Here is a 21,297-nt window from a genome sequence, read left to right as displayed (position 1 = left end):
ACGCGGCCTCGGCCGCGTTTTCTTTGTGATCAAGGCTATCGTCATGGCGAAATGGACTTGTCTATGCCGCTGGCTGGTGGCTTACTAGGGCGCTTTGGTTTCAGACTGGGAGTTGCCATGAGGATAGCCGCCGTCGATAGCCTGCTTGTCGCCATCGATTTCGCTTACCCGATGCCGGACGCGTTAACGCTGGCGCAGATGAGGGAGGAAAACGAGCCTTGCGCGCTGGAGCGCGCGGACGGTTTGTTTCCGGAAAACAGCTATTACCTCGCCGGCCGCAAAGGCTGCGCCGAGCGAATGTCGGCACGGGCCTTTGTTGCGCGCCGCTTGCGCGAGGCGGCGGCGCGGCTGGCCCCGGATTACGGCCTGTTGTTGTTCGACGCTTACCGCAGCCGCGAGACTCAGGCCGATCTATTTCATATGGTGTTGGACGAGGTGCGCGCCGCGCATCCGGATTGGGACGCGGCGGCGGTGGAGCGGCAGGCGCGCTTGTTTGCCGCCCATCCCGACGATACCGCCCGTTTCGCGGTGCTGCCGCACAATTCGGGCGGCGCGATTGATCTGGCGATCTGCCGGCGGGATACCGGGGAGATCTGCGATTTCGGCACCGCTTTCGACGCGGCCGAGCCGGCGTCGCGCACCGACTACTTCGAAGTGCCGCACGATCCCGCGCAGGGCTTTTCGTCCGAACGATGGTTGGCGGTGCGTCACAATCGTCGCGTCTTGTTCAATCTGATGAAACAGTCCGGTTTCAGCAATTATGCCGAGGAGTGGTGGCATTACGACTTGGGCGACTGCCTGTGGGGGCAGGCTTTGGGCGTGGACTGGGTTTACCCGTCCATGGAGCTGGAGCCGTCCTGATTTGACGCGGCCGCCGCGTGCTTGCGGCGGCCGCATCGTCAAGCGTAGCCGGCCAGCGCCTTCAACCAGACCAGCGCGGCGTTGGCTCCCGCGTCGGGCACGCCTAGCGCTCGTTCGCCCAGATAGCTGGCCCGTCCCAAGCGCGGCCGCATGGCGGCGGTGGCCGCGCAGCCGAGTTCCGCCGCCTCCAGCGCGGAACGCCACGCCGCGTTTGGACTTTGGCCGTCGTTCAGAGCGGCTTCGAAAGCGTTGGCGGCTGGCGTTAATGTATCCAGCATGGTGCGGTCGCCCACCTGCGCGCCGCCCAGTTCCGCGATGGCGGCGACGCCGTCCTTGAACGCCGCGGCCCAGTCGAGCGGGCTGGGCGCGTTCGATGAGTCCAGCCGCCGCGCCGCGCGCAGCAGGGCTGTTGAGTAGAACGGGCCGGAGCTACCGGCGATGGCTTGGCGCAAGGCCTGGCTGACGGTGCGCAGCGCCGTGGCCGGATCGCTCCAGGCGCTGTCCGGCAAGGCGCGGATTGCCGCCGCGCCGCGCTGCATGCTGACGCCCAGATCGCCGTCGCCTGCCGCTCCGTCCAGTTCGGTCAACAGCGGTTCGGCGGCGTCCAGCGCCTTGGCCGCGGCCCAAGCCGCGGCGCGCAGCTGGGGGTCGGCTTTGGCGGTGGAGAGGGCTTCTGCTGCCGCGCGCGGCGGCGCCGGTCGCAGCTGGCGTCGCGCCGGCAGAAGGCCGGAGCCGGGCCAGGCAGGGGCCTGGGTGGCTTGATCCAGCCAGCCGAGGCGCTGCTCATCCAGCGCCAGCAGCGACAGCGAGCAGCCCGGCATTTCCAGCGCGGTCATGAAATTACCGCTCCATAGCCGTTCCACATGCAAGCCGAGCCGTCGCGCCGAGGCCAGCGCGCTGCGCGCCACGATGGCGAGCTCCATCGGCGGAGTGCCGCCCAGGCCGTTGACCAGCATTGCCACCCGTTGGCCGGCCTGCCAACCGCGGTCCCTGACAATGGCGTCGAGCAGCGTCGCGCACAAGGCGTCGGCGGATTGGCGCGGCACTCGGCGTACCCCGGCTTCGCCGTGAATGCCCAGGCCCAACTCTACTTCGTCGTCGTCCAGTTGAAAGCCGGGGCGGCCGGTTGCCGGCACGGTGCAGGCGCCCAGCGCCACGCCCATGGTGGCTACCTGTTCCGCCGCCTGCCGCGCCGCGGCGGCGACCTCGGCCAGGCTGGCGCCGCTGGCGGCAACCGCGCCGGCAATCTTGTGCACCAGCACGGTGCCGGCGATGCCGCGACGGCGCGCCGGCTCCACGGTGTCCCGAAGCGCTACATCGTCGGCCACCACCACGCTGTCGACGGCAATGCCCTCGGCACGGGCCAGCTCCGCCGCCAGGCCAAAGTTCAGCCGGTCGCCGGTGTAGTTTTTGATGATGAGCAGTACGCCTTTAGGGCCGGCGACGGCGCGGATCGCCGCCAGCACGGTGTCTACGCTGGGCGAGGTGAATACGTCGCCCACTGCGGCGGCGTCCAGCATGCCGTGGCCGATGTAGCCGGCGTGGGCAGGCTCGTGGCCGCTGCCGCCGCCGGAGATCAGCGCCACTTTGTCGAGCTGACCGCCAGCCGGAAGATCCGCGCGCAGCAAGACGTTTTCCTCTTCGAGCAGGGCCAGGCCGGGCAGGGTGTCGGCCAGGCCTTCCAGCATTTCCCGCGCCACATGGCGCGGATCGTTGATTAGTTTTCGCATGGTGGTTTCCTTTCCATATCGGATAGAGCTCGTGCTGGGTAAAGATGGATGTCATCTTACGATCAGCTTTGCTTGGAGGGGGAATTTGTCGATTGCGTGATCGATAACGAAGTGAAATGTGTTCGTAATCGATCTTAAACGAAGCAATATCCGTTCAATGATTTGCGGTTTCGAATATTTTAAGTCATTGTTTAAGTTGAAGATAAACACGGCTTGCCAAGGCCCGGTCCAGCAACCATAATCTGGCACGTCATGCAGGAGAGAGTGGCCGTCCGCGCCACCGCCGAAGGCGCAAGCGCACCCGCAATCGCTCAGGCAAAAGGACTGCATTATCGGACTGGCCGCAGCCAGTTCGCCGAATCTGGAGAGCGGCGTCCACGGATGCCCACCGAAGGGGCTAACGGTCGCAAGGCCGGAAAATCTCAGGTGCAGGGACAGAGGGGTGTAGGGAATAGAGCAACACTACACGCTTTTGCTAAGGACGCACCAATGACGGCCCCGAAACGCACCCCCCTGTTTGAATCCCACATCGCCGCCGGCGCCAAGATGGTCGATTTCGCCGGCTGGGAAATGCCCATCCATTACGGCTCCCAACTAAAAGAACATGAAATCGTGCGCAGCGACGCCGGCATGTTCGACGTTTCCCATATGACGGTGCTGGACATCAGCGGGCCGGACGCCAAGGCCTGGCTCCAGCGGCTGATCGCCAACGACGTGGCCAAGCTGGGCTTCGAAGGCAAGGCGCTGTATTCCGGCATGCTCACGCCCGACGGCACCGTGGTGGACGATCTGATCGTCTACCTGACCTCCTACGGCTATCGCATGGTGGTCAACGCGGGCACCACCGACAAGGATCTGGCCTGGATGGAAGGGCACAAGGCGGACTTCAACGTCGACATCAAAGTAAGACGCGATCTGTCCATCTTGGCGGTGCAAGGCCCGCAAGCCATCGCCAAGGTCTGTTCGGTCAAGCCCGAGCTCGCCGCCGTCATCCAGAACTTGAAGCCGTTTCAAGGCCAGCCGGCAGGAGACTGGTTCTATGCCCGCACCGGCTATACCGGCGAAGACGGCCTGGAAGTGATGCTGCCCGGCGTTGAAGCCGCCGCTTTCTTCCAACAATTGCAGGCCGCCGGCGTGGCGCCCATTGGTCTGGGCGCGCGCGACACCCTGCGGCTGGAGGCCGGCATGAATCTGTACGGCCACGATATGGACGAAACCGTTTCCCCGCTGGAAGCCGGCATGGGTTGGACCATCGCCTGGGAACCGGCAGAGCGCGACTTCATCGGCCGCAAGGCGCTAGAGGTGCAGAAAGCCGCCGGCGTGAAGACCAAGCAAGTGGGCCTGGTACTGGAAGGGCGCGGCGTGCTGCGCGAAGGTCTGAAAGTGGTGGTGGAAGGGGTGGGCGAAGGGGTGATCACCAGCGGCACCTTCTCGCCCACGCTCAAGCATTCCATCGCGATCGCGCGCGTGCCGGCAGGCACAGGCGACAAGGCGCTGGTGGACCTGCGCGGCACCTTGACCGAAGTGCGCGTGGTCAAGATGCCTTTCGTGCGCAACGGCAAGAAAGTTTTCGCCTGAGCCGATCGCTCAGGCAGGCCGCGCGACGCGGCCGGGAATAATCGTTAAGACCTGGATTTGACTGGAGACACTCATGAGCAACATCCCCGCCGAACTCAAATACGTTGAAAGCCACGAATGGCTGCGTCTGGAAGCTGACGGTTCCGTGACCGTGGGCATTACCGAGCATGCGCAAGAATTGCTGGGCGACATCGTTTTCGTCGAGCTGCCGAAAGTGGGCGCCAAGCTGGCCAAGGAAGAGCAGGCCGGCGTGGTGGAATCGGTGAAGGCCGCTTCCGACATTTACTGTCCGGTTGCCGGCGAAGTGCTGGCCATCAACGAGGAACTGGAAGCCGAACCGGAACTGGCCAATAGTGAACCCTACGGGGCGGGCTGGTTCTTCAAGATCAAGCCGGCGAATCCGGCGGACCTGGACGCCCTGATGGACGCCGCCGCCTACGCCAAGGAAATTGGCGCCTGATGGTGAAAACCGCCTCGCAGTCCTGATTGGCCGCGAGGCGTTTTTTTCGCCCGGATATCCAGCAACACCCGATTGGCCGCGAAAGCCGCGGCGCGGACGGCAAGCACAGAAGGTCTCGTACTCATGTCTCTCTCCGAACTTTTCAACCGCAAAGAATTCATCTCCCGCCACATCGGCCCGTCCGACGCAGAGCGCGAGCAAATGCTGGCCGCCATCGGCGTGGCCTCCATTGACGAACTGGTGGCGCAGACGCTGCCGGCCGACATCCGCCTGAACCGCAAGCTGGAACTGCCGGATCCCATGCCGGAAGCCGAGGCGCTGGCCGCGCTGAAGGCTGTCGCCGCCAAGAACGTGGTCAACAAATCCTTCATCGGGCAGGGTTATTACCCGGTGCTGACCCCAACGGTGATCTTGCGCAACCTGCTGGAAAACCCGGGCTGGTATACCGCTTACACCCCGTACCAGGCTGAGATCGCCCAAGGCCGTCTCGAAGCCTTGCTGAATTTCCAGCAAATGGTGATCGACCTGACCGGCCTGGAACTGGCTAACGCGTCCTTGCTGGACGAGGCCACCGCCGCCGCCGAGGCGATGGCGATGGCGCGCCGGGTGTCCAAGGCCAAGTCCGGCCAGTTCTTCGTGGACAGCCGCGTGCTGCCGCAAACCCTGGACGTGATGCGGACCCGCGCCAAGTATTTCGGCTTTGAACTGGTGCTGGGCCACCCGGAAGAGGCGGGCAAGGGCGAATACTTCGGCGCCTTGTTCCAGTATCCGGGCGAGGCCGGCGACTTGATCGACCTGACCCCGCACATCGCCGCGGTCAAGGCCAAGGGCGCGGTGGCGGTGGTGGCCGCCGACATCATGGCCTTGGTGGCGTTGAAATCCCCGGGCGAGATGGGCGCGGACGTCGCCATCGGCAACACTCAGCGCTTTGGCGTGCCAATGGGCTTCGGCGGACCGCACGCCGCCTATTTCGCGTTCAAGGACGAAATGAAGCGCTCGGCCCCTGGCCGCATCATCGGCGTGTCGGTGGACGCCAAAGGCAAGACCGCGCTGCGCATGGCGCTGCAGACCCGCGAGCAGCACATCCGCCGCGAAAAAGCCAACTCCAATATCTGCACCAGCCAGGTGCTTCTGGCCAATATCGCCGGCATGTACGCGGTGTATCACGGTCCGGAGGGCGTCAAGCGCATCGCGGCCCGCATCCACCGTCTGGCCGCCATTTTCGCGCACGCGGTCAAGGCCGCTGGCAGCAAGCTGGTGTTCGATCGTTTCTTCGACACGGTGCAAGTTGACGTGCCCAAGGCCGACGCGGTGTATCAGGCGGCGTTGGCCGCCGGCTACAATCTGCGCCGCGCAGGCGGCAATGTGTTGGGAGTGGCTTTCCACGAGGCGGCCACTGAAACCGATCTGGCGCGTCTGATTGAAATCTTCACAGGCAAGAGCGCCGATATCGCCGCCTTGGACGCAGCGGCTGCCGATGCGATTCCGGCCGGGTTGAAGCGCGAATCCGCTTTCATGAGCCACCCGGTGTTCAACACCCATCATAGCGAGCACGAGATGCTGCGCTATATGAAGAAACTGGAAAGCCGCGACCTGGCGATGAATCATTCGATGATCTCGCTGGGCAGCTGCACGATGAAGCTGAACGCCACCAGCGAAATGATTCCGATCACCTGGCCGGAGTTCGCCAATATGCATCCGTTCGCGCCGCGCGAACAGACAGTGGGTTATCTGGAAATGATCGCCGGTCTGGAAACGCAGCTGCGCGCGATCACCGGCTTCGACATCATCTCGATGCAGCCCAACTCCGGCGCCCAGGGCGAGTACGCCGGCCTGTTGGCAATCAGCCGCTACCACGAGTCGCGCGGCGACGGCCAGCGCAATATCTGTCTGATTCCGCGTTCCGCTCACGGCACCAACCCGGCCACGGCGCAGATGATGAATATGCAGGTGGTGGTGGTGGACTGCGACGAGGCGGGCAACGTCGACGTTGCCGATCTGAAGGCGAAAGCCGAGCTGCATTCTGCGCAGCTGGCGGCCTTGATGATTACCTACCCGTCCACCCACGGCGTATTTGAGCAGCCCATTCGCGAAATCTGCGCGATCATCCATCAGCACGGCGGTCAAGTGTATATGGACGGAGCCAACCTCAACGCCCAGGTGGGCTTGTGCCGTCCGGCCGACATCGGCGCCGACGTGTCGCACATGAACCTGCACAAGACCTTCTGCATCCCGCACGGCGGCGGCGGCCCGGGCATGGGCCCGATTGGTTTGAAGGCGCATTTGGCCCCGTTCATCGCCAACCACGTGGTGGCGTCGGTGCCCACCGCCCAGCCGGGCCAGACCGCGGTGTCGGCTGCGCCCTTCGGCTCGGCCTCCATCTTGCCCATCTCCTATATGTACATCGCGATGATGGGCGCGGAGGGCATGAAACAGGCCACCGAGAACGCCTTGTTGTCCGCCAACTACGTGGCGACGCGATTGGCCGAGCACTTTCCGGTGCTGTACACCGGTGCCAACGGCCGGGTGGCTCATGAGTGCATCATCGACCTGCGCCCGCTCAAGGCCGCCAGCGGCGTGACCGAGGTGGACGTAGCCAAGCGGCTGATGGATTACGGCTTCCACGCGCCGACCATGAGCTTCCCGGTGCCGGGCACGCTGATGATTGAGCCGACCGAGTCCGAGCCCAAGGCGGAACTGGATCGTTTCATCGCGGCGATGGCGGCGATCCGCCAGGAAATCGACAAAGTGCAGAACGGCGTGTGGCCCGCGGACGACAATCCGCTGTGCAACGCGCCGCACAGCAAGGCGGACATCGCAGGCGAGTGGCAGCGTCCGTACAGCCGTGAAACCGGCTTGTTCCCGCTGCCCTATGTACTGGAAAACAAGTTCTGGCCCAGCGTCAACCGCATCGACGATGTTTACGGGGACCGCAATCTGGTGTGCAGTTGCCCGTCCACCGACAGCTACGCCTGATTCGCGCAGGCAAGCGTAAAGCAGCCCCGGCCTTGGCCGGGGCTTTTTTGCGTGTAGACGCGGCCATCTGACACTGGAGTTGAGTGAATATACGTATATCATATTTAATGGAGGATATGACGGCAGTCTGCTTGCCGTTGGTATGTAAACCCTATCAATAGGAGGCTGCGTTGGCGTTGAGCGTGCCGGCTGCGATTGCCGCGCCGGATTTTCAGCTGCTGTTCGAACGGTCGCCAGGGCTGTACTTGGTGCTGGACACCGATTTCAACGTCGTCGCCGCCAGCGATATTTATCTGCAGACGACGCTGACCCGGCGCGAGTCCATCCTGGGGCGCAATCTGTTCGATATCTTTCCGGTCAATCCCGACGAACCGGAAGGCGAAGGCTCGCGCAATCTGCGCATTTCTTTGCAGCGTGTGCTGTCCACCGGGGTTGAGGACAGCATGGCGATGCAGAAATACGATATTCCCCGACCGGACGGGAGCTTCGAGGAGCGCTACTGGAGCCCGACCAATTGGCCGGTGAAGCGCGCCGACGGCAGCGTCAGCTGCATCATCCACAGCGTTCAGGATGTCAGCGAGTTTGTGCGCTTGCGCGGCGAGAGCGCGGTGCGGGATTTTTCCGTCGAATGGTTGAAGAATAATGCGGCGGTCTTAGAAGCCGAAATGGTGAATCAGCACGCGCTGATCGCTCGCGCCAATACCGACTTGAAGGAATCGAATAGCGAACTGGCCCGCTTGAATCAGCAAATGCGGGAGCTGGACCAGATGAAGACGCGATTTTTCGCCAATGTCAGTCATGAGCTGCGCACCCCGCTGACGCTGATTCTGGGGCAGGTCGAACGCTTCCTGTCCGGGCAAGCCGAGCCGGGGGAGGCGCCCAATCTATCCCTGATCCAGAGGCAGGCGCGCATGTTGTTGCAGCAGGTGAACGATTTGCTGGACGTGGCCAAGCTGGACGCGGGGGAGCTGAAGCTGCGTTATGTGCAGCTGGATCTGGCCGAGTTGGTGCGCCATGTAGCCTCTTATTTTGCCTCTCTGGCCAGCGACAGACGCATCGATTACCAAGTGGCCGCGCCGACAACGGCGCCGGCTCAGGTCGATGCGATCAAGTTGCAGCGGGTTTTGTTGAACCTGCTGTCCAATGCCTTCAAATTTACGCCGGACGGCGGTCATATTCAGATCGCGCTGGAACTGCGAGGCCGGCAAGCCGACATTCGGGTGCGTGACAATGGGCCGGGGGTGCCGGCCGAGATGCGCGACAAGGTTTTTGAGCGCTTCGTGCAAGTGGAGGACGGCGATTACGGCCGCCATGGCGGTACCGGGCTGGGCCTGGCCATCGTCAAGGAGTTTATCGAACTGCACCATGGCGAAGTGCGTTTGTCCGCGGCGGAGGGCGGCGGCGCCTTGTTCCAACTGAGCCTGCCCTTGGAGGCGCCGGCGGGAACGCCGGTGGTGTCGGAATACTTGCGGCTGGACGATCTGCTGGCCGGCGGCGCGGTGCCTTTGCCCGCGCCGCAACTGGGCGAGACCACGGCCTTGCCGGACAAGAACGGCCAAGCGCTGGTGCTGTTGGTGGAAGACAATCCCGATATGAGCGCCTTCATCGCCGGTGCGCTGGGCAAACATTATCGAGTCATGACGGCGCCGGAGGGCGGCCGCGGTTTGCAATTGGCCTTGAGCGAGCAGCCGGACTTGATCATTAGCGATCTGATGATGCCGGGCATGGGCGGTGAAGAGCTGGTGTCGGCGCTGCGCGGCAATCGACAGACCGAGGACATTCCAGTGGTGATGCTGTCTGCGAGGGCCGACGACTCGCTGCGGCTGCGGATGCTGCAGAACAGCGTGCAGGAGTTTTTGTTCAAGCCGTTTTCCGTGGCGGAGTTGCTGGCGAGGGTGGGGCGATTGATTGGAGAGCGGCGCCGCTCGGCGATGCGTCTGAAGCAAGCGTTGTACGCGGCGGAGCAGATTGCCTGGGAGGTGGATCTGGTCGATGGCGTCTTGCATGAGGAGGGGCCGGTGGGGCGTATTTTCGGGCGGGCCGAGGACTATCGCCATGACGGCCTGGACGCTTTGCTGGGGCAAATCCATCCGGAGGATCTGGATGAGCTGCGCCGGCGGTGGCTGGCTTTGCCGGCGGAGGCCGGAGAGAGCCTGCACGAATGCCAGTTTCGCGTCGCCACGCCGGAGCAGGGGCAGGTTTGGATGCAGGTGAGCGCCAGCCTGTGGCGAGACGAGCAGGGACGGCCGCGGCGCGCGATGGGTTTTGCCCGCGACGTATCCACCTTGAAACGTTCGCAACTTGATATCGAGTTTCTCGCCAAGCATGACAGCCTGACCCAGCTGCCCAACCGCGTGCAGTTGAATGAGCGGTTGCAATGGAGCTTGAGGAATCATCAGCGTTCGGGGCGGCGCTTGTATCTGTTGTTGGTGGATTTGGACGATTTTCGCCTTATCAACGACAACTTGGGGCATGAGGTGGGGGACCGCCTATTGCGCATCGTGGCCGAACGGCTGCGCGCTTGCGTGCGCGGGCACGACCTTTTGTTCCGCATCGGAGGCGACGAGTTCGTGGCTTTGGCCGAAAACGCCGCGGACGGCGACGCCGAGCACTTGGCCGAACAGATGCTGGCGGCGCTGGCGACGCCGTGCCAGGACGGGGATCACCGTTATTTTTTGTCCGCCAGCATCGGGGTTAGCTGCTGCCCCTGCGACGCCGACACGCCGGAGGGTTTGATGCGCGACGCCGATATGGCGATGTACCGCGCCAAGTACGCGGGCAAGAACGGCTATTGTTTCTTCTCCGAGGATATGGCCGACGGCGTGCGTCAGCGCCTGCAGATTGAAACCGGCCTGCGCCAGGCTCTGCAGCGGCAGGAGCTGAGGCTGGAGTACCAGCCGCAACTGACGCTGCGCAGCCAGGATATGTTGGGGGTGGAGGCCTTGTTGCGCTGGGAGTTGGATGGGAGCAAGCAATCGCCGGCCGAGTTCATCGCCATCGCCGAAAAAACCGGCCTGATCATCGACATCGACGAATACGTGTTCCGTAATGTCTGCAAGCAGGTCATGGCCTGGCGAGAGCAGGGGCTGCCGCCCTGGCGCGTCAGCGTTAATCTTTCGGCGCGCTTCTTTGGTTTGCCGGACGCCGTGTCGCGCTTGCGTTTGATCGCCGAGGAAAGCGGGGCGCCGCCGGAGCAGCTGTGTCTTGAGATTACCGAGGGCACCTTGATGGACGCGGACAGCGCGATGAAGGCGCTGCCTACGCTCAAACGTATGGGCTTTCACGTCAGCGTGGATGACTTCGGCACCGGATTTTCTTCATTGTCCTACCTCAAGCGGCTGCCTATCGATGAATTGAAGATAGACCGCAGCTTCATCATTAGGCTGGATAGCGACGAGCGCGACCTGGCGATGGTGGCGGCCATCGTGTCGATGGCGGAAAGCCTGGGCCTGCAAGTGCTGGCCGAAGGGGTGGAAACCGAGTCCCAGCACGCCTTGCTGTTGGCGCGCGGCTGCCATAGCGGTCAGGGCTACCTCTATTCGCGATCCTTGCCGGCCGAGGAACTGGTGGCCTGGTGGCGCAGCCGCTTCGAGTGATCACGGGGCTGGCGGGTTAATGCCGGGCACCGCCTCGCCGGGCAGCCAGTGCCGGTACAGCGCGGCGAAGCTGCCGTCGCGCTTCATCTCGTCCAGCGCCTGCTGCCAGGCTTTGATCACCGCATCCGGCGTCTGGCGGGAAAAGGCGATATAGCCGTAGGTGTGGGAGAAGGTCAGCGCTTTGCGTACCTGAGAGGGGTCGAAGCCCTGTTGCCGCAGTTGGTGGGGCAGGGTGGTGTTTTCACTGACGATGACATCGGCGCGCTTGCGCATCAGCATGGTCAGTAGTTGATCCGGCGTGGCCACGGTGGCCAGATTGGAGAAGTTCTGCGCGCTCAGCAGCTGTTGCAGATACCAGTCCCGAACCACCATGATCTGCGGCAGTTTGCGGGCGTCGTCCAGCGTCTGCAGCTTGATCGGGCTGTCCCGCCGTACGAACAGGCAGCCCAGGGTTTCGGTAACCGGGCCCACCCACTTGAACATGCGTTCCCGTTCAGGGGTGCGGTTGGTGTTGAACAGCACGGTGTTCGGCTGCTGTTGAGCTTGGCGGTAGCCGCGCGCCCAAGGCACAACGGAGATGGGGTCATGGTTGCCGACGCGGCGCTGTATGCCTTGAACCACCTCCACCACCAGGCCGGAAGCCTTGCCGTCTTGCTCAAACGTCAGAGGCGGATCATCCTCGGTGAGGATATCCAGCGCGGGACCCGGCGCGGCCCGCGGTTGCGTGGCGGCAAGGCAGGTCAAAAGCAGAGCAAGCAGGCAGTGGCGGCGGGTCATGTCGATGGCGCTTTGTATTCTGGCTGTTCGCTTTGACTGTAGCGGCAATTTGCGCAGGGCTCAAATTTCGGTCTGGCCCGCGGTGCGAATATGGATATGCATAATCGATGGTTTGTTTTTTGCGCCTATTCGCTTAACCTTCGTTTCTGATACCGAAGATGCCATGCAGTTTGATAAGGAAATGCCGATGAACAAGCAATTGACGCTTTTGGCCTTGGCCCTGGCACCCACCCTGGCGCTGGCCGCTCGCCCGTTGACCGTGTGCACGGACGCTAATCCGGAGGGGTTCGACGTGGTGCAGTACAATTCCCTCGTCACCACCAATGCGTCGGCGGACGTGCTGATGAACCGCTTGGTCGAATACGATCCGGCTACTCGCAAAGTGACCCCGGGGCTGGCCGCAAGCTGGCAGATCAGCGAGGACGGCCTCAGCTATACCTTCAAGCTGCGTCCCAATGTCGCGTTTCACGCCACCGATTATTTCAAGCCTGGCCGCAAGCTGACGGCCGACGACGTAGTGTTCACCTTTGAACGGATGCTCAACCCCGCGCACCCTTGGTACAAGAGCGCGCCGAACGGTTATCCGCACGCGCAGTCGATGCAGTTTCCCAAGCTGATCAAGGCCGTGCAGAAGGTCGATGCCAATACCGTGCGTTTCGAGCTGAACTATCCGGAAGCCACCTTTCTGTCCAGCCTGACGATGGGTTTCGCGTCGATCTACTCGGCTGAATACGCCGGGCAGTTGCTGGCGGCCGGTCGTCAGGCGGACTTGAACGCCAAGCCCATCGGTACCGGCCCTTTTGTCTTCCGTAGCTTCCAGAAGGACGCGGTGGTGCGCTACGCGCCAAACCCCGCTTATTGGGGCGCCAAACCCAAGGTCGGAGCGTTGATCTACGCCATCACTCCTGATTCGGCGGTGCGGGCGCAGAAATTGAAGGCGGGAGAGTGCCAGCTGGCCTTGTCGCCCAAGCCGCAGGATGTGTTGGCGGCCAAGGCCGATTCCAAGCTGCAGGTGTTGCAGACTCCTGCTTTCATGACGGCTTTCATCGCCTTCAACAGCCAGAAAAAGCCGCTGAACAACCCCTTGGTGCGGCAAGCGCTCAACCTGGCTTTCGATAAGAGCAGCTACCTGAAAACGGTATTCGATAACACCGCCACCGCGGCGGACCTGCCTTATCCGCCCAATACGTGGAGTTATAACAAGGGCGTGAAACCCTATCCCTACGATACGGCGCGAGCCAAGAAGCTGTTGGCCCAGGCAGGCTATCCAGACGGTTTCGAAACCACGGTATGGGTGCGACCCAGCGGCAGCACGCTGAACCCCAATCCCAAGGCTGGCGCCGAGTTGTTGCAGTCGGATCTGGCCAAGATCGGCGTTAAGGTGCAGATCAAGGTGATCGAGTGGGGGGAGCTGATCAAGCGCGCCAAAGCCGGAGAGCATGAGCTATTGTTCATGGGTTGGGCTGGCGACAATGGCGACCCGGACAACTTCCTGACACCGCAATTCTCCTGCTCGGCTGTGCAGTCCGGCACCAATTTCGCGCGTTTTTGCGACGCCAAGCTGGACAAGCTCATCAGCGACGGCAAGAAGAGCAGCGACTTCGCGCAGCGCGCCAAACTGTATCTGGCGGCGCAAAAGTTGATCCAGGAACAGGCCCTGTGGCTGCCGTTGGCGCATCCCACCGCTTACGCATTGGCAAGCAAGAGTTTGAGCGGCTATGCGGTTAGCCCGTTTGGGCGGGTGGACTTTGGGCGGGCGCAGTTGAATTGAGCCCGGCGGACTGGCCGCTTGCGGCTGGTCCGTCAGGTTTTGTCAGCATCTGGCGCTAGACTCAGGGTAATGTTCGGATGCGAACTTATAAGTGAATATTTTCCCGTATCAACTAATTCAGCATCGTATTTTTGTTGAAATGTTGTTTTAGAGTATTTATTTTTTCGATTAGAAACTGTCTGCTTCCTAAGGATGACATTGCTTGAGTGTGTGCTTGTTATCTTGAGAAGAAGCGCAGTGCGCCGAGAGCGAGTGGGCTGAGGGCTGGGGAGTCAAAGGCCGGTGCAAGCGATTATCTTGGCGATGGCGCTGTTTTTCGCATATCAGCGGCGATCTTGCCGCTATTTTCCCACGTTGCGCGGATGCCACGCCGGCCGCTAGACCACGATGGACGCGGCTGCGAAGACAGCCTGTCATGCAAAATGTTCCAAATCATTAGAACTAAGCAATTTAATAATAATTATTTTAATTTTTGCGACCTCTTTTTAAGTGTTATTGGGAAATAATCTTAAAAAGGACAGCGTTTTTTGGGTTGTCCCTAGTTGAAACTACTCACTGGCCTATTTAGCGTGCGCTCACCCTCGCTTATGGCAAAAGTTTCGCGTATCATCAAAGCTTGGTTGGGATAAACATGACATAAGAATATAATGCAAACTAGACGAACACAACAAAGTCGTAGGGAGTCCACCATTGGGAAACTGGTGGAAGCGGCCATCGAGTGTCTGCTGGAGTTTGGCTATCACGGTACCAGCGTGCAGTTGATCTGCAGCCGGGCCGGCGTCTCTCAGGGGGCCTTGTTCCGCCATTTCGCTACTAAGAACGAACTGATGCTGCCGGTGGGGCGCAAGGTGGTCGACGATATTTTCGAGGCTGGGCTCAAGCTGGCGGCGGAAATGCCCGGCACGATGCCGGAAGAGGAGAGAATCGTCGCGCTGATGAAGGCCTTAGTGCTGTCGCCGCGCCACATCGTGTTGATGGAACTGCTGATGGCGGCCCGAACCACCGCCGACCTGCGGGAAATCTTCCTGGCCAGCTCCAGCAACTACTTCCGTGATCGCTTCGTCGCGATGATGGCATCGCTGTTTCCGCGTTACGCGATCTCTACCGGCTTCTTCGCTACTTTGCTGACCATGATGACCACCTTCCACGGCATGGCCTTGTACCGGATGCTGAACGAGCACCCGGAAGGGGACAAAATGCGCGAACAGTGGTTGCTGACCGCCTTGCGCACCGAACTGGAGCGCATCCGAGCGGAGGGCGCCGATAGCCGTAACCCTTTGTACCAGCTTCCGTTCTAAACCGCTTCGTTGCCGGCCGGGGGGAACTGCAGTTTGACGCGGAGCCCGCCCCCGGCGTTGCGGCTTAACTCCACCGCCGCTCCGTGCCGGTGGGCGATCTCCCTGACAATGGCCAAGCCAAGGCCGCTGCCGCTACTGGCTGCGCCGGCGATGCGATAAAAACGCAGCCATACCTTGTCTAGTTCCGTTTCTGCGATGCCGTGGCCGTTGTCGTCGACACGCAGCCACGGCGTCGGCAACGCGCCGGCCGCGATCGTGATTTGCGCATCCCTGTCCCTGGGGTGGTAGCGGATGGCGTTGTCCAGGAGGTTGGCCAGCAATTCCCGCAGCAGACCGGCGTTGCCGCGTATCCGCACCGTATCTTCTCCTTCGTAACCCAGATCCGCACCTTGGCCGTGCGCCCAGGGCGCTTGCTCCAGTGCCCAGTCCCTGACCCAGGCGGCCAGGTCCATGTCGTCCAGTTTGATGGATTGGCCGTTGTCCGGCTCTACCCGCGCCAGTTGCAATAGCTGATGAACGCCATGGCTGGCGCTGTCCAGCGAGGCGAGCAGTTTGTCCAGTTGCTGGCGCAATGAGGGTTCGAGCGCCTGGCGACGCGCCAGCTCCGCTTGAGTCCGCATCACCGCCAGCGGCGTTTTCAGCTGATGGGCGGCGTCGTCGATGAAGCGGCGGCGCGCCGCCTGCAATTTGTGCCAGCGCACGCTTTGCTGGTTCAGGGCATCCACCAAGGGCGTCAACTCGGTGGGTAGCTCGCGGCTGGGCAGGGGACTGAGATCGGTTTCCTTGCGGGCCACCACATTACGGGACAGACGACGCAAAGGGCGCAGGCTGTGGCCGACCGCCAGCAGCACGATGGCGAGCATGAGGATGCCGAGCAGTGTTTCCTGCGCCAGGGATCCGATGAGCAAGGTGCGCGCCAGTTGCTCCCGGGATTCCGGCGTTTCCGCCACTTGTATCCACACGTCCTGGCTGCGCAGCGTGCTCATGTCGCGCACCGATACCCGCAAGGTCAGCAGGCGCAGCGTCTCGCCGTGGTAGGTGATGTCCATGTAATCGGGCTGGTAGCGGATGGACTCGCGCCGGCTCGGTGGCGGCAGCGGCAAGTCGTCGTAACCTGTGAGCAACGCGCCGTCCGCGCGGCTGACGCGGTAGAAGACCTTGCCGGAAGCGTTGGACTCGAACATTTGCAAAGCGAAATAGGGGATGTCCACGCTGACGGCGCCGTCATGGGCGGCGACGCCGTCGGCGATGGCGCGGCCGGAACTGAGCAGCATGCGGTCGAAGGCGGTATTGGCCGCCTGCAAGGCGCGGTTGTAAGTCATCCAGCCGTCCAGCGCCAGCATCAGCAGCAGCGGAACGGACAGCCCGAGCAGCAATTGCTTGCGCAAGCTGGCGGGTTTGAGACGGGAGAGGGCGGTTCGCATTTACGGAGTGGTCAACAGATAGCCCAGCCCGCGCAGGGTCACGATGGAAACCGGCTGGCCGGCCAGTTTCTTGCGCAGGCGGTGCACATAGATTTCTATGGCTTCGGCGCTGCCGGTTTCATCCAGGCCGAAAATCTTTTCCGACAGCTGGCTCTTGCCGATGGCCTTGCCGCCTTGCAACATCAACACTTCCAGCACCGCGTGTTCGCGCGGCGTCAGATGCAGCGCGTCGCCGTTCAGCTGAAACTGGCGTCCGACGCTGTCGTAGCTAAGGGGGCCTAATTCCAGCAGAGGGCTCTCTCTGCCGTGGCTACGGCGGATCAGCGCGCGCACCCGCGCCTCCAGTTCGTTGAGATCGAAGGGCTTGGCCAGATAGTCGTCGGCCCCCAGGTCCAGCCCGCGCACCCGCTCCTCCACCGAGCCGTGCGCGGTCAGTATCAGCACCGGCAGCGTTTGCTTGCGGCCGCGCAGCCGGCGCAGCACTTCCCAACCGTTGAGTTTGGGCAGGTCCAAGTCAAGGATGGCCAGCGCGTAGTCCTGGGTGCGGAGCACATGATCGGCGTCGCTGCCGTTGAGCATGCAGTCCACGGCGAAGCCGGCCTGGCGCAAGGCCTGGGCCAGCGATTCGGACAAGGCTGGATTGTCTTCGACTAAGAGCAAGCGCATGGTGTGGGTCACTGAAAGCGGATTGAAAGCTTTACTCTAATATCATGGCTGGGGAAGCGAAGCCAATAGAGCTGCGCGATTCGAAAGATGTCGCGAACATCTTCATCTACCTAGGAGCAACACCATGAATAGAGTCAGAAGCCTGTCCGCGCTGTGCTGTGCGCTGGGTTCCGCCGCCGCTTGGGCGGCGCTGCCAGCCGGCTATCCCGCCGCTTACCAGAATTTGGTGGACGCCGCCGTCAAGGAGGGCAAGGTGGTGGTGTACTCAGCCACGGACAGTGCCGCGGCGAGGCCCTTGATCAAGGATTTCCAAGCCTTGTATCCCGGCGTCAAAGTGGAATATCACGATATGAACAGCACCGAGATCTACAACCGCTTCATCAGCGAGAACGCGGCCAATAGCGCCAGCGCCGATGTGGTGTGGAGCTCGGCGATGGATTTGCAGGTGAAGTTCGTCAATGATGGCTACGCCGCCAGCTACGCCTCGCCGGAGGCGGCCAATATACCGACCTGGGCGCATTATCAACAGCAAGCCTACGGCACCACCTACGAGCCGGTGGCCATTGTCTACAACAAGCGTTTGCTGAAGCCGGAGGAAATCCCGCAGACCCGCGCCGACCTGGTGCGCATCCTCAAGGCGAATCCGGCCCGTTTCAAAGGCAAGGTCACGACTTACGATGTGGAAAAGTCCGGCGTCGGCTTCAATTTTCTGACTCAGGACGTGCGCCATAACGCCAACGGGGCCTGGGAGTTGGCGCGTACGCTGGGCACCACGGGGGTCAAGCTGCAAACCTCCACCGGCGCGATGATGGAGCGGATCTCCTCGGGCGAGAACCTGATCGGCTACAACATCCTCGGCTCCTATGCTTACGCCAAGGCGAAAAAAGACCCGGCCATCGGCTACGTTTATCCCAAGGATTACACCCAAGTGGTCAGCCGCTTGGCCATCATTTCCAAGAAGGCGCGCAATCCCGGAGCAGCGCGGCTGTGGCTGGATTATTTGCTGTCCAAGCGCGGCCAAAGCGTGTTGGCCAATCAGTCCGAGCTGTTCTCGCTGCGCAGCGACGTGAGCGGCGCGGCTTCCATCGCTGCCTTGAACCAGCAATTGGGCGGCAGCGCCAAACCTATCCAGGTGGGTACCGGCCTGCTGGTCTATCTGGACCAGGCCAAGCGGCTGGACTTCATGCGTAGCTGGCAGCAAGCGCTGAAGAAGTAGCGTGTCCTCGGCCGCAGCGGCCGACATTTCCAATGACAGAATCAGCCGTCCGCCGTGCGCGGACGGCGCAGAGGCCTGCGCGCAGGTCTGGGAGCAAGCATGAACTCTTCCATTAATCCGGCAGTCCCCGTTGAGACGGCCAAGGCCGCCGTCCACGGCGGCTGGCCACGCGGGAGCGCCGCCGGCCGTTGGCTGGTCTTGGGCGTGCTGGGCCTGCTGGTATTGGCCCCGCTATCGTTGGTGGTCTACCAAAGCCTGCTGGATCAGCCCTTTTTCATGGCGGACAAGAACGTGGGGCTGGTCGCCTATCGCTTTGTGTTCTCCGATCCCGATTTCTGGTCCGCGCTCGGCAATTCGCTGGTGATCGCCGCCGGCATGGCGCTGATCGCTATTCCGCTGGGCGGGGTGCTGGCGTTTTTGATGGCGCGCACCGACTTGCCCGGGCGCCGCTGGCTGGAGCCCTTGCTGCTGACGCCGGTGTTCGTGTCGCCCATGGTGCTGGCCTTCGGTTATGTGGTGGCGGCCGGGCCGGTGGGTTTTTATTCTTTATGGTTCAAGCAGTGGTTCGGCGTGGAAGAGGTGCCGTGGAACATCTATTCCCTGCTGAGTATCGCGGTAGTGGCGGGGCTGACTCATGTGCCGCATGTCTATCTGTACGCGTCGGCGGCCTTGCGCAATCTGGGCTCGGACGTGGAAGAGGCAGCGCGCGTGGCCGGCGCCAGTCCCTTCCGCGTGGCGCGGGACGTCAGCCTGCCGATGGTGATGCCCTCCATGCTGTTTGCCGGCGTGCTGGTGGTGTTTCTCGGTTTCGAGGTATTTGGCCTGCCGCTGGTTCTGGGCGATCCGGAAGGGCATCTGGTGCTGGCCACTTATCTGTACAAGCTGACCAATAAACTCGGCGTGCCGTCCTATCACCTGATGGCCGCGGTGGCGGTGTGCCTGATCGCCATCACTTTCCCGTTGGTCCTGTTGCAGCGCCGGCTGTTGCGCAGCGCTCAGCGTTTCGTCGCACTCAAAGGCAAGGCCGGCCGCCAGCATCCGCTATCGCTGGGGCCGTGGCGATATCTGGCGTTGATCATCGTGCTGTTGTGGCTGTTCCTCACCGTGGTGGTGCCGATTTCCGGCATTGCGCTGCGCTCCGTGGTCAGTCACTGGGGCGAGGGCGTGTCCTTGCTGGAGACCTTGACGCTGGATCATTACGCGCTGGTGTTCGAGGAAGACAACATCGTCCGCGCCATCGTCAACACGCTGGGCGTCGGCGTGATTGGCGGCGCGCTGGCGGTGGGCTTCTACACCCTGGTCGGTTTCGCGGGTCATCGTCGCCACGATTGGGGGGCGCGCTTGCTGGATTACCTGGTGCTGTTGCCTCGCGCGGTGCCGGGCATCCTGGCCGGCTTGGCCTTTCTGTGGGTGTTCTTGTTTGTGCCCGGCCTACAAGGCGCGAAGAACAGCATGCTGTCGATCTGGTTGGCCTACACCGTGGTCTGGCTGGCCTATGGCATGCGCTTGGTGCAGAGCGCCTTGCTGCAAGTAGGGCCGGAGCTGGAAGAAGCCGCTCGCACCGCCGGGGCCAGTCAGCGGCGGACCAGTCTGGACGTGACCTTGCCTTTGATCCGTTTTGGTCTGCTGTCCAGTTGGCTGCTGATCTTCATGATTTTCGAGCGTGAGTACTCGACTGCGGTGTATCTGTTGTCGCCGGGCACCGAGGTGATCGGTTCCCTGCTGGTGTCCCTGTGGGCCACCGGCGCGGTGGACCAAGTGGCGGCTCTGTCTGTGATCAATATTTTGATGGTGGGCGCCGGCTTGGCGCTGGCCTTGCGTCTGGGAGTGAAACTGCATGACTAAGCTGAGCGTGCGCGATCTGCATCTGAATTACGATCAGAATCCAATCTTGAAGGGTGTCTCCTTTGATCTGGCCGCCGGCCAGGTGGTGTCCTTGCTTGGCGCTTCCGGCAGCGGCAAGACCACTTTGCTGCGCGCTATCGCCGGACTGGAGCAGCCGTCGGCCGGTCAAATCCTGCTGGACGGCGGGCCTTTGTATGACGCGTCCGCCGGTTGTAATCTGGCGGTGGAGCAGCGTTCCCTCGGCCTGGTGTTCCAGTCTTACGCCTTGTGGCCGCATCGCACCGTGGCGCAGAACGTCGGCTATGGTTTGAAATTGCGCCAGACTTCGACGGCGGAGATCGCCGCAAGGGTGAGGCAGATTCTGGACAAGCTGGGGCTAGGGCATTTGGCGGAGCGCTATCCGCATCAATTGTCCGGCGGCCAGCAGCAGCGCGTGGCTATCGCCCGGGCGCTGATTTACAACCCGCCGGTGATCCTGCTGGACGAGCCGCTGTCCAATCTGGATGCCAAGCTGCGCGAAGAGGCGCGCGCGTGGTTGCGCGAACTGATCGTGTCGATGAACTTGTCCGCCTTGTGCGTCACCCACGATCAGGGTGAGGCGATGGCGATGTCGGACCAGATTTTGTTGTTGAAGAACGGCCGCATCGAGCAGGCAGGCAGTCCTACCGAGTTGTATTCCGCGCCGGTTTCCCTTTATACCGCGCAATTCATGGGCGCCAACAATACGCTGCAGGCCAAGGTGGCTGCTCGGGACGGCGCCAGCGTCACCTTGCAGGGCGAGGGCTGGCAACTTCGCGCCACTGCGAGGCAGGCATTGCAGGTGGGGCAGCAGGCCGAGGCGGTGATCCGCTTGGAACGGTTGCGCGTGCAGGATGAGCCGGGCGGCAACAGCCTGCCGGCCCACTTGATCGCGTCGATGTATTTGGGCGACCGCTGGGAATACCTGTTGCAACATGGAGATCTGCGCTTGCGCGCCTTTGGTCAGCAAGCCAAGCCCAAGGGCGAGTGCTGGGTGGAATTCGGGCTGGAGGATACTTGGGCGTTCGAGGCGGCGCCGGCCTGATTCGCGGCTAAGCAGGGCCATCACAGGGCGAGCGTG

At 62.3% G+C, this 21,297-nt stretch carries 14 protein-coding genes and 2 riboswitches; of the genes, 10 read left to right on the top strand and 4 right to left on the bottom strand.

Translation table 11 applies throughout. From position 1 onward, the window contains the following. Nucleotides 1-117 precede the first annotated feature (117 nt). Nucleotides 118-861 carry a M15 family metallopeptidase gene (locus tag BR71_RS08995; protein WP_052370448.1) on the top strand — a complete coding sequence of 248 codons (744 nt, stop codon included), beginning with the start codon at nt 118-120 and terminating at the stop codon, nt 859-861. Between the two features lie 38 nt (nt 862-899). Here the strand turns inward: BR71_RS08995 and BR71_RS08990 are convergent, their stop codons facing one another. Beyond that, the gene (locus BR71_RS08990) at nt 900-2,591 is read right to left on the bottom strand and encodes a dihydroxyacetone kinase family protein (protein WP_043635907.1); all 1,692 of its coding nucleotides are present in this window, start codon (nt 2,589-2,591) and stop codon (nt 900-902) included. 245 nt (nt 2,592-2,836) lie between these two features. Continuing rightward, a riboswitch (glycine riboswitch) is annotated at nt 2,837-2,928 on the top strand. 14 nt (nt 2,929-2,942) lie between these two features. Further along, a riboswitch (glycine riboswitch) is annotated at nt 2,943-3,039 on the top strand. Between the two features lie 41 nt (nt 3,040-3,080). On the opposite strand from BR71_RS08990, the gene gcvT reads away from it, so the two are divergent. The 4 genes from gcvT to BR71_RS22855 all read left to right on the top strand — a co-directional run bounded on the left by gcvT (nt 3,081) and on the right by BR71_RS22855 (nt 11,201). After that, complete coding sequence (gcvT, locus tag BR71_RS08985) at nt 3,081-4,169, top strand: glycine cleavage system aminomethyltransferase GcvT (RefSeq protein WP_043635904.1); 1,089 nt, start codon at nt 3,081-3,083, stop codon at nt 4,167-4,169. A 73-nt stretch (nt 4,170-4,242) separates the two neighbouring features. Beyond that, complete coding sequence (gcvH, locus tag BR71_RS08980; protein ID WP_019103296.1) at nt 4,243-4,629, top strand: glycine cleavage system protein GcvH; 387 nt, start codon at nt 4,243-4,245, stop codon at nt 4,627-4,629. A 123-nt stretch (nt 4,630-4,752) separates the two neighbouring features. Then, complete coding sequence (gcvP, locus tag BR71_RS08975; protein ID WP_043635895.1) at nt 4,753-7,605, top strand: aminomethyl-transferring glycine dehydrogenase; 2,853 nt, start codon at nt 4,753-4,755, stop codon at nt 7,603-7,605. Nucleotides 7,606-7,775: 170 nt separating this feature from the next. After that, nucleotides 7,776-11,201: an EAL domain-containing protein gene (locus BR71_RS22855; protein ID WP_052370447.1), complete on the top strand. Its 3,426-nt coding sequence runs from the start codon at nt 7,776-7,778 to the stop codon at nt 11,199-11,201. Here the strand turns inward: BR71_RS22855 and BR71_RS08960 are convergent, their stop codons facing one another. Continuing rightward, entirely contained in the window at nt 11,202-11,978 is a 777-nt protein-coding gene (locus BR71_RS08960; RefSeq protein ID WP_043635892.1) for a substrate-binding periplasmic protein, read from the bottom strand. It abuts the gene before it with no gap. A 187-nt stretch (nt 11,979-12,165) separates the two neighbouring features. Here BR71_RS08960 and BR71_RS08955 point away from each other — a divergent pair, with 187 nt between their 5' ends. Further along, nucleotides 12,166-13,749 carry an ABC transporter substrate-binding protein gene (locus BR71_RS08955; protein WP_043635889.1) on the top strand — a complete coding sequence of 528 codons (1,584 nt, stop codon included), beginning with the start codon at nt 12,166-12,168 and terminating at the stop codon, nt 13,747-13,749. 647 nt (nt 13,750-14,396) lie between these two features. Beyond that, on the top strand, nt 14,397-15,047 hold the full coding sequence (locus tag BR71_RS22850) for a TetR/AcrR family transcriptional regulator (RefSeq protein ID WP_081546138.1): 651 nt from the start codon (nt 14,397-14,399) through the stop codon (nt 15,045-15,047). Here the strand turns inward: BR71_RS22850 and BR71_RS08945 are convergent. Together BR71_RS08945 and BR71_RS08940 are read right to left on the bottom strand one after the other, a co-directional pair. After that, complete coding sequence (locus BR71_RS08945) at nt 15,044-16,471, bottom strand: sensor histidine kinase (RefSeq protein WP_043635886.1); 1,428 nt, start codon at nt 16,469-16,471, stop codon at nt 15,044-15,046. The genes BR71_RS22850 and BR71_RS08945 overlap by 4 nt on opposite strands. Beyond that, complete coding sequence (locus BR71_RS08940) at nt 16,472-17,137, bottom strand: response regulator (protein WP_043635883.1); 666 nt, start codon at nt 17,135-17,137, stop codon at nt 16,472-16,474. It abuts the gene before it with no gap. 124 nt (nt 17,138-17,261) lie between these two features. On the opposite strand from BR71_RS08940, the gene BR71_RS08935 reads away from it, so the two are divergent. The 3 genes from BR71_RS08935 (at nt 17,262) to BR71_RS08925 (ending at nt 21,261) form a co-directional block, all read left to right on the top strand. Continuing rightward, nucleotides 17,262-18,353 (top strand): ABC transporter substrate-binding protein, encoded by a 1,092-nt coding sequence (locus BR71_RS08935; protein WP_043635880.1) that lies wholly within the window; start codon nt 17,262-17,264, stop codon nt 18,351-18,353. Nucleotides 18,354-18,452: 99 nt separating this feature from the next. Then, nucleotides 18,453-20,198: an ABC transporter permease gene (locus tag BR71_RS08930; RefSeq protein WP_081862605.1), complete on the top strand. Its 1,746-nt coding sequence runs from the start codon at nt 18,453-18,455 to the stop codon at nt 20,196-20,198. Beyond that, entirely contained in the window at nt 20,191-21,261 is a 1,071-nt protein-coding gene (locus BR71_RS08925) for an ABC transporter ATP-binding protein (protein ID WP_043635877.1), read from the top strand. Before BR71_RS08930 ends, BR71_RS08925 begins: the two co-directional genes overlap by 8 nt. Nucleotides 21,262-21,297: the final 36 nt, after the last annotated feature.

Origin of the sequence: Chromobacterium haemolyticum DSM 19808, assembly GCF_000711885.1 — a bacterium.
Taxonomy (GTDB): domain Bacteria; phylum Pseudomonadota; class Gammaproteobacteria; order Burkholderiales; family Chromobacteriaceae; genus Chromobacterium; species Chromobacterium haemolyticum.
Note: the sequence above shows the minus strand (reverse complement) of the source record. Positions and strands in the feature narration are given on the sequence as shown.

Coding starts and splice junctions, on each gene's coding strand:
- BR71_RS08940 (WP_043635883.1), bottom strand. CDS start 17,137: ATGCGCTTGCTCTTAGTCGAAGACAATCCAGCCTTGTCCGAATCGCTG.
- BR71_RS08990 (WP_043635907.1), bottom strand. CDS start 2,591: ATGCGAAAACTAATCAACGATCCGCGCCATGTGGCGCGGGAAATGCTG.
- gcvH (WP_019103296.1), top strand. CDS start 4,243: ATGAGCAACATCCCCGCCGAACTCAAATACGTTGAAAGCCACGAATGG.
- BR71_RS08925 (WP_043635877.1), top strand. CDS start 20,191: ATGACTAAGCTGAGCGTGCGCGATCTGCATCTGAATTACGATCAGAAT.
- gcvT (WP_043635904.1), top strand. CDS start 3,081: ATGACGGCCCCGAAACGCACCCCCCTGTTTGAATCCCACATCGCCGCC.
- BR71_RS08945 (WP_043635886.1), bottom strand. CDS start 16,471: ATGCGAACCGCCCTCTCCCGTCTCAAACCCGCCAGCTTGCGCAAGCAA.
- BR71_RS08935 (WP_043635880.1), top strand. CDS start 17,262: ATGAATAGAGTCAGAAGCCTGTCCGCGCTGTGCTGTGCGCTGGGTTCC.
- BR71_RS08995 (WP_052370448.1), top strand. CDS start 118: ATGAGGATAGCCGCCGTCGATAGCCTGCTTGTCGCCATCGATTTCGCT.
- BR71_RS08955 (WP_043635889.1), top strand. CDS start 12,166: ATGAACAAGCAATTGACGCTTTTGGCCTTGGCCCTGGCACCCACCCTG.
- BR71_RS08930 (WP_081862605.1), top strand. CDS start 18,453: ATGAACTCTTCCATTAATCCGGCAGTCCCCGTTGAGACGGCCAAGGCC.
- BR71_RS22850 (WP_081546138.1), top strand. CDS start 14,397: ATGCAAACTAGACGAACACAACAAAGTCGTAGGGAGTCCACCATTGGG.
- BR71_RS08960 (WP_043635892.1), bottom strand. CDS start 11,978: ATGACCCGCCGCCACTGCCTGCTTGCTCTGCTTTTGACCTGCCTTGCC.
- gcvP (WP_043635895.1), top strand. CDS start 4,753: ATGTCTCTCTCCGAACTTTTCAACCGCAAAGAATTCATCTCCCGCCAC.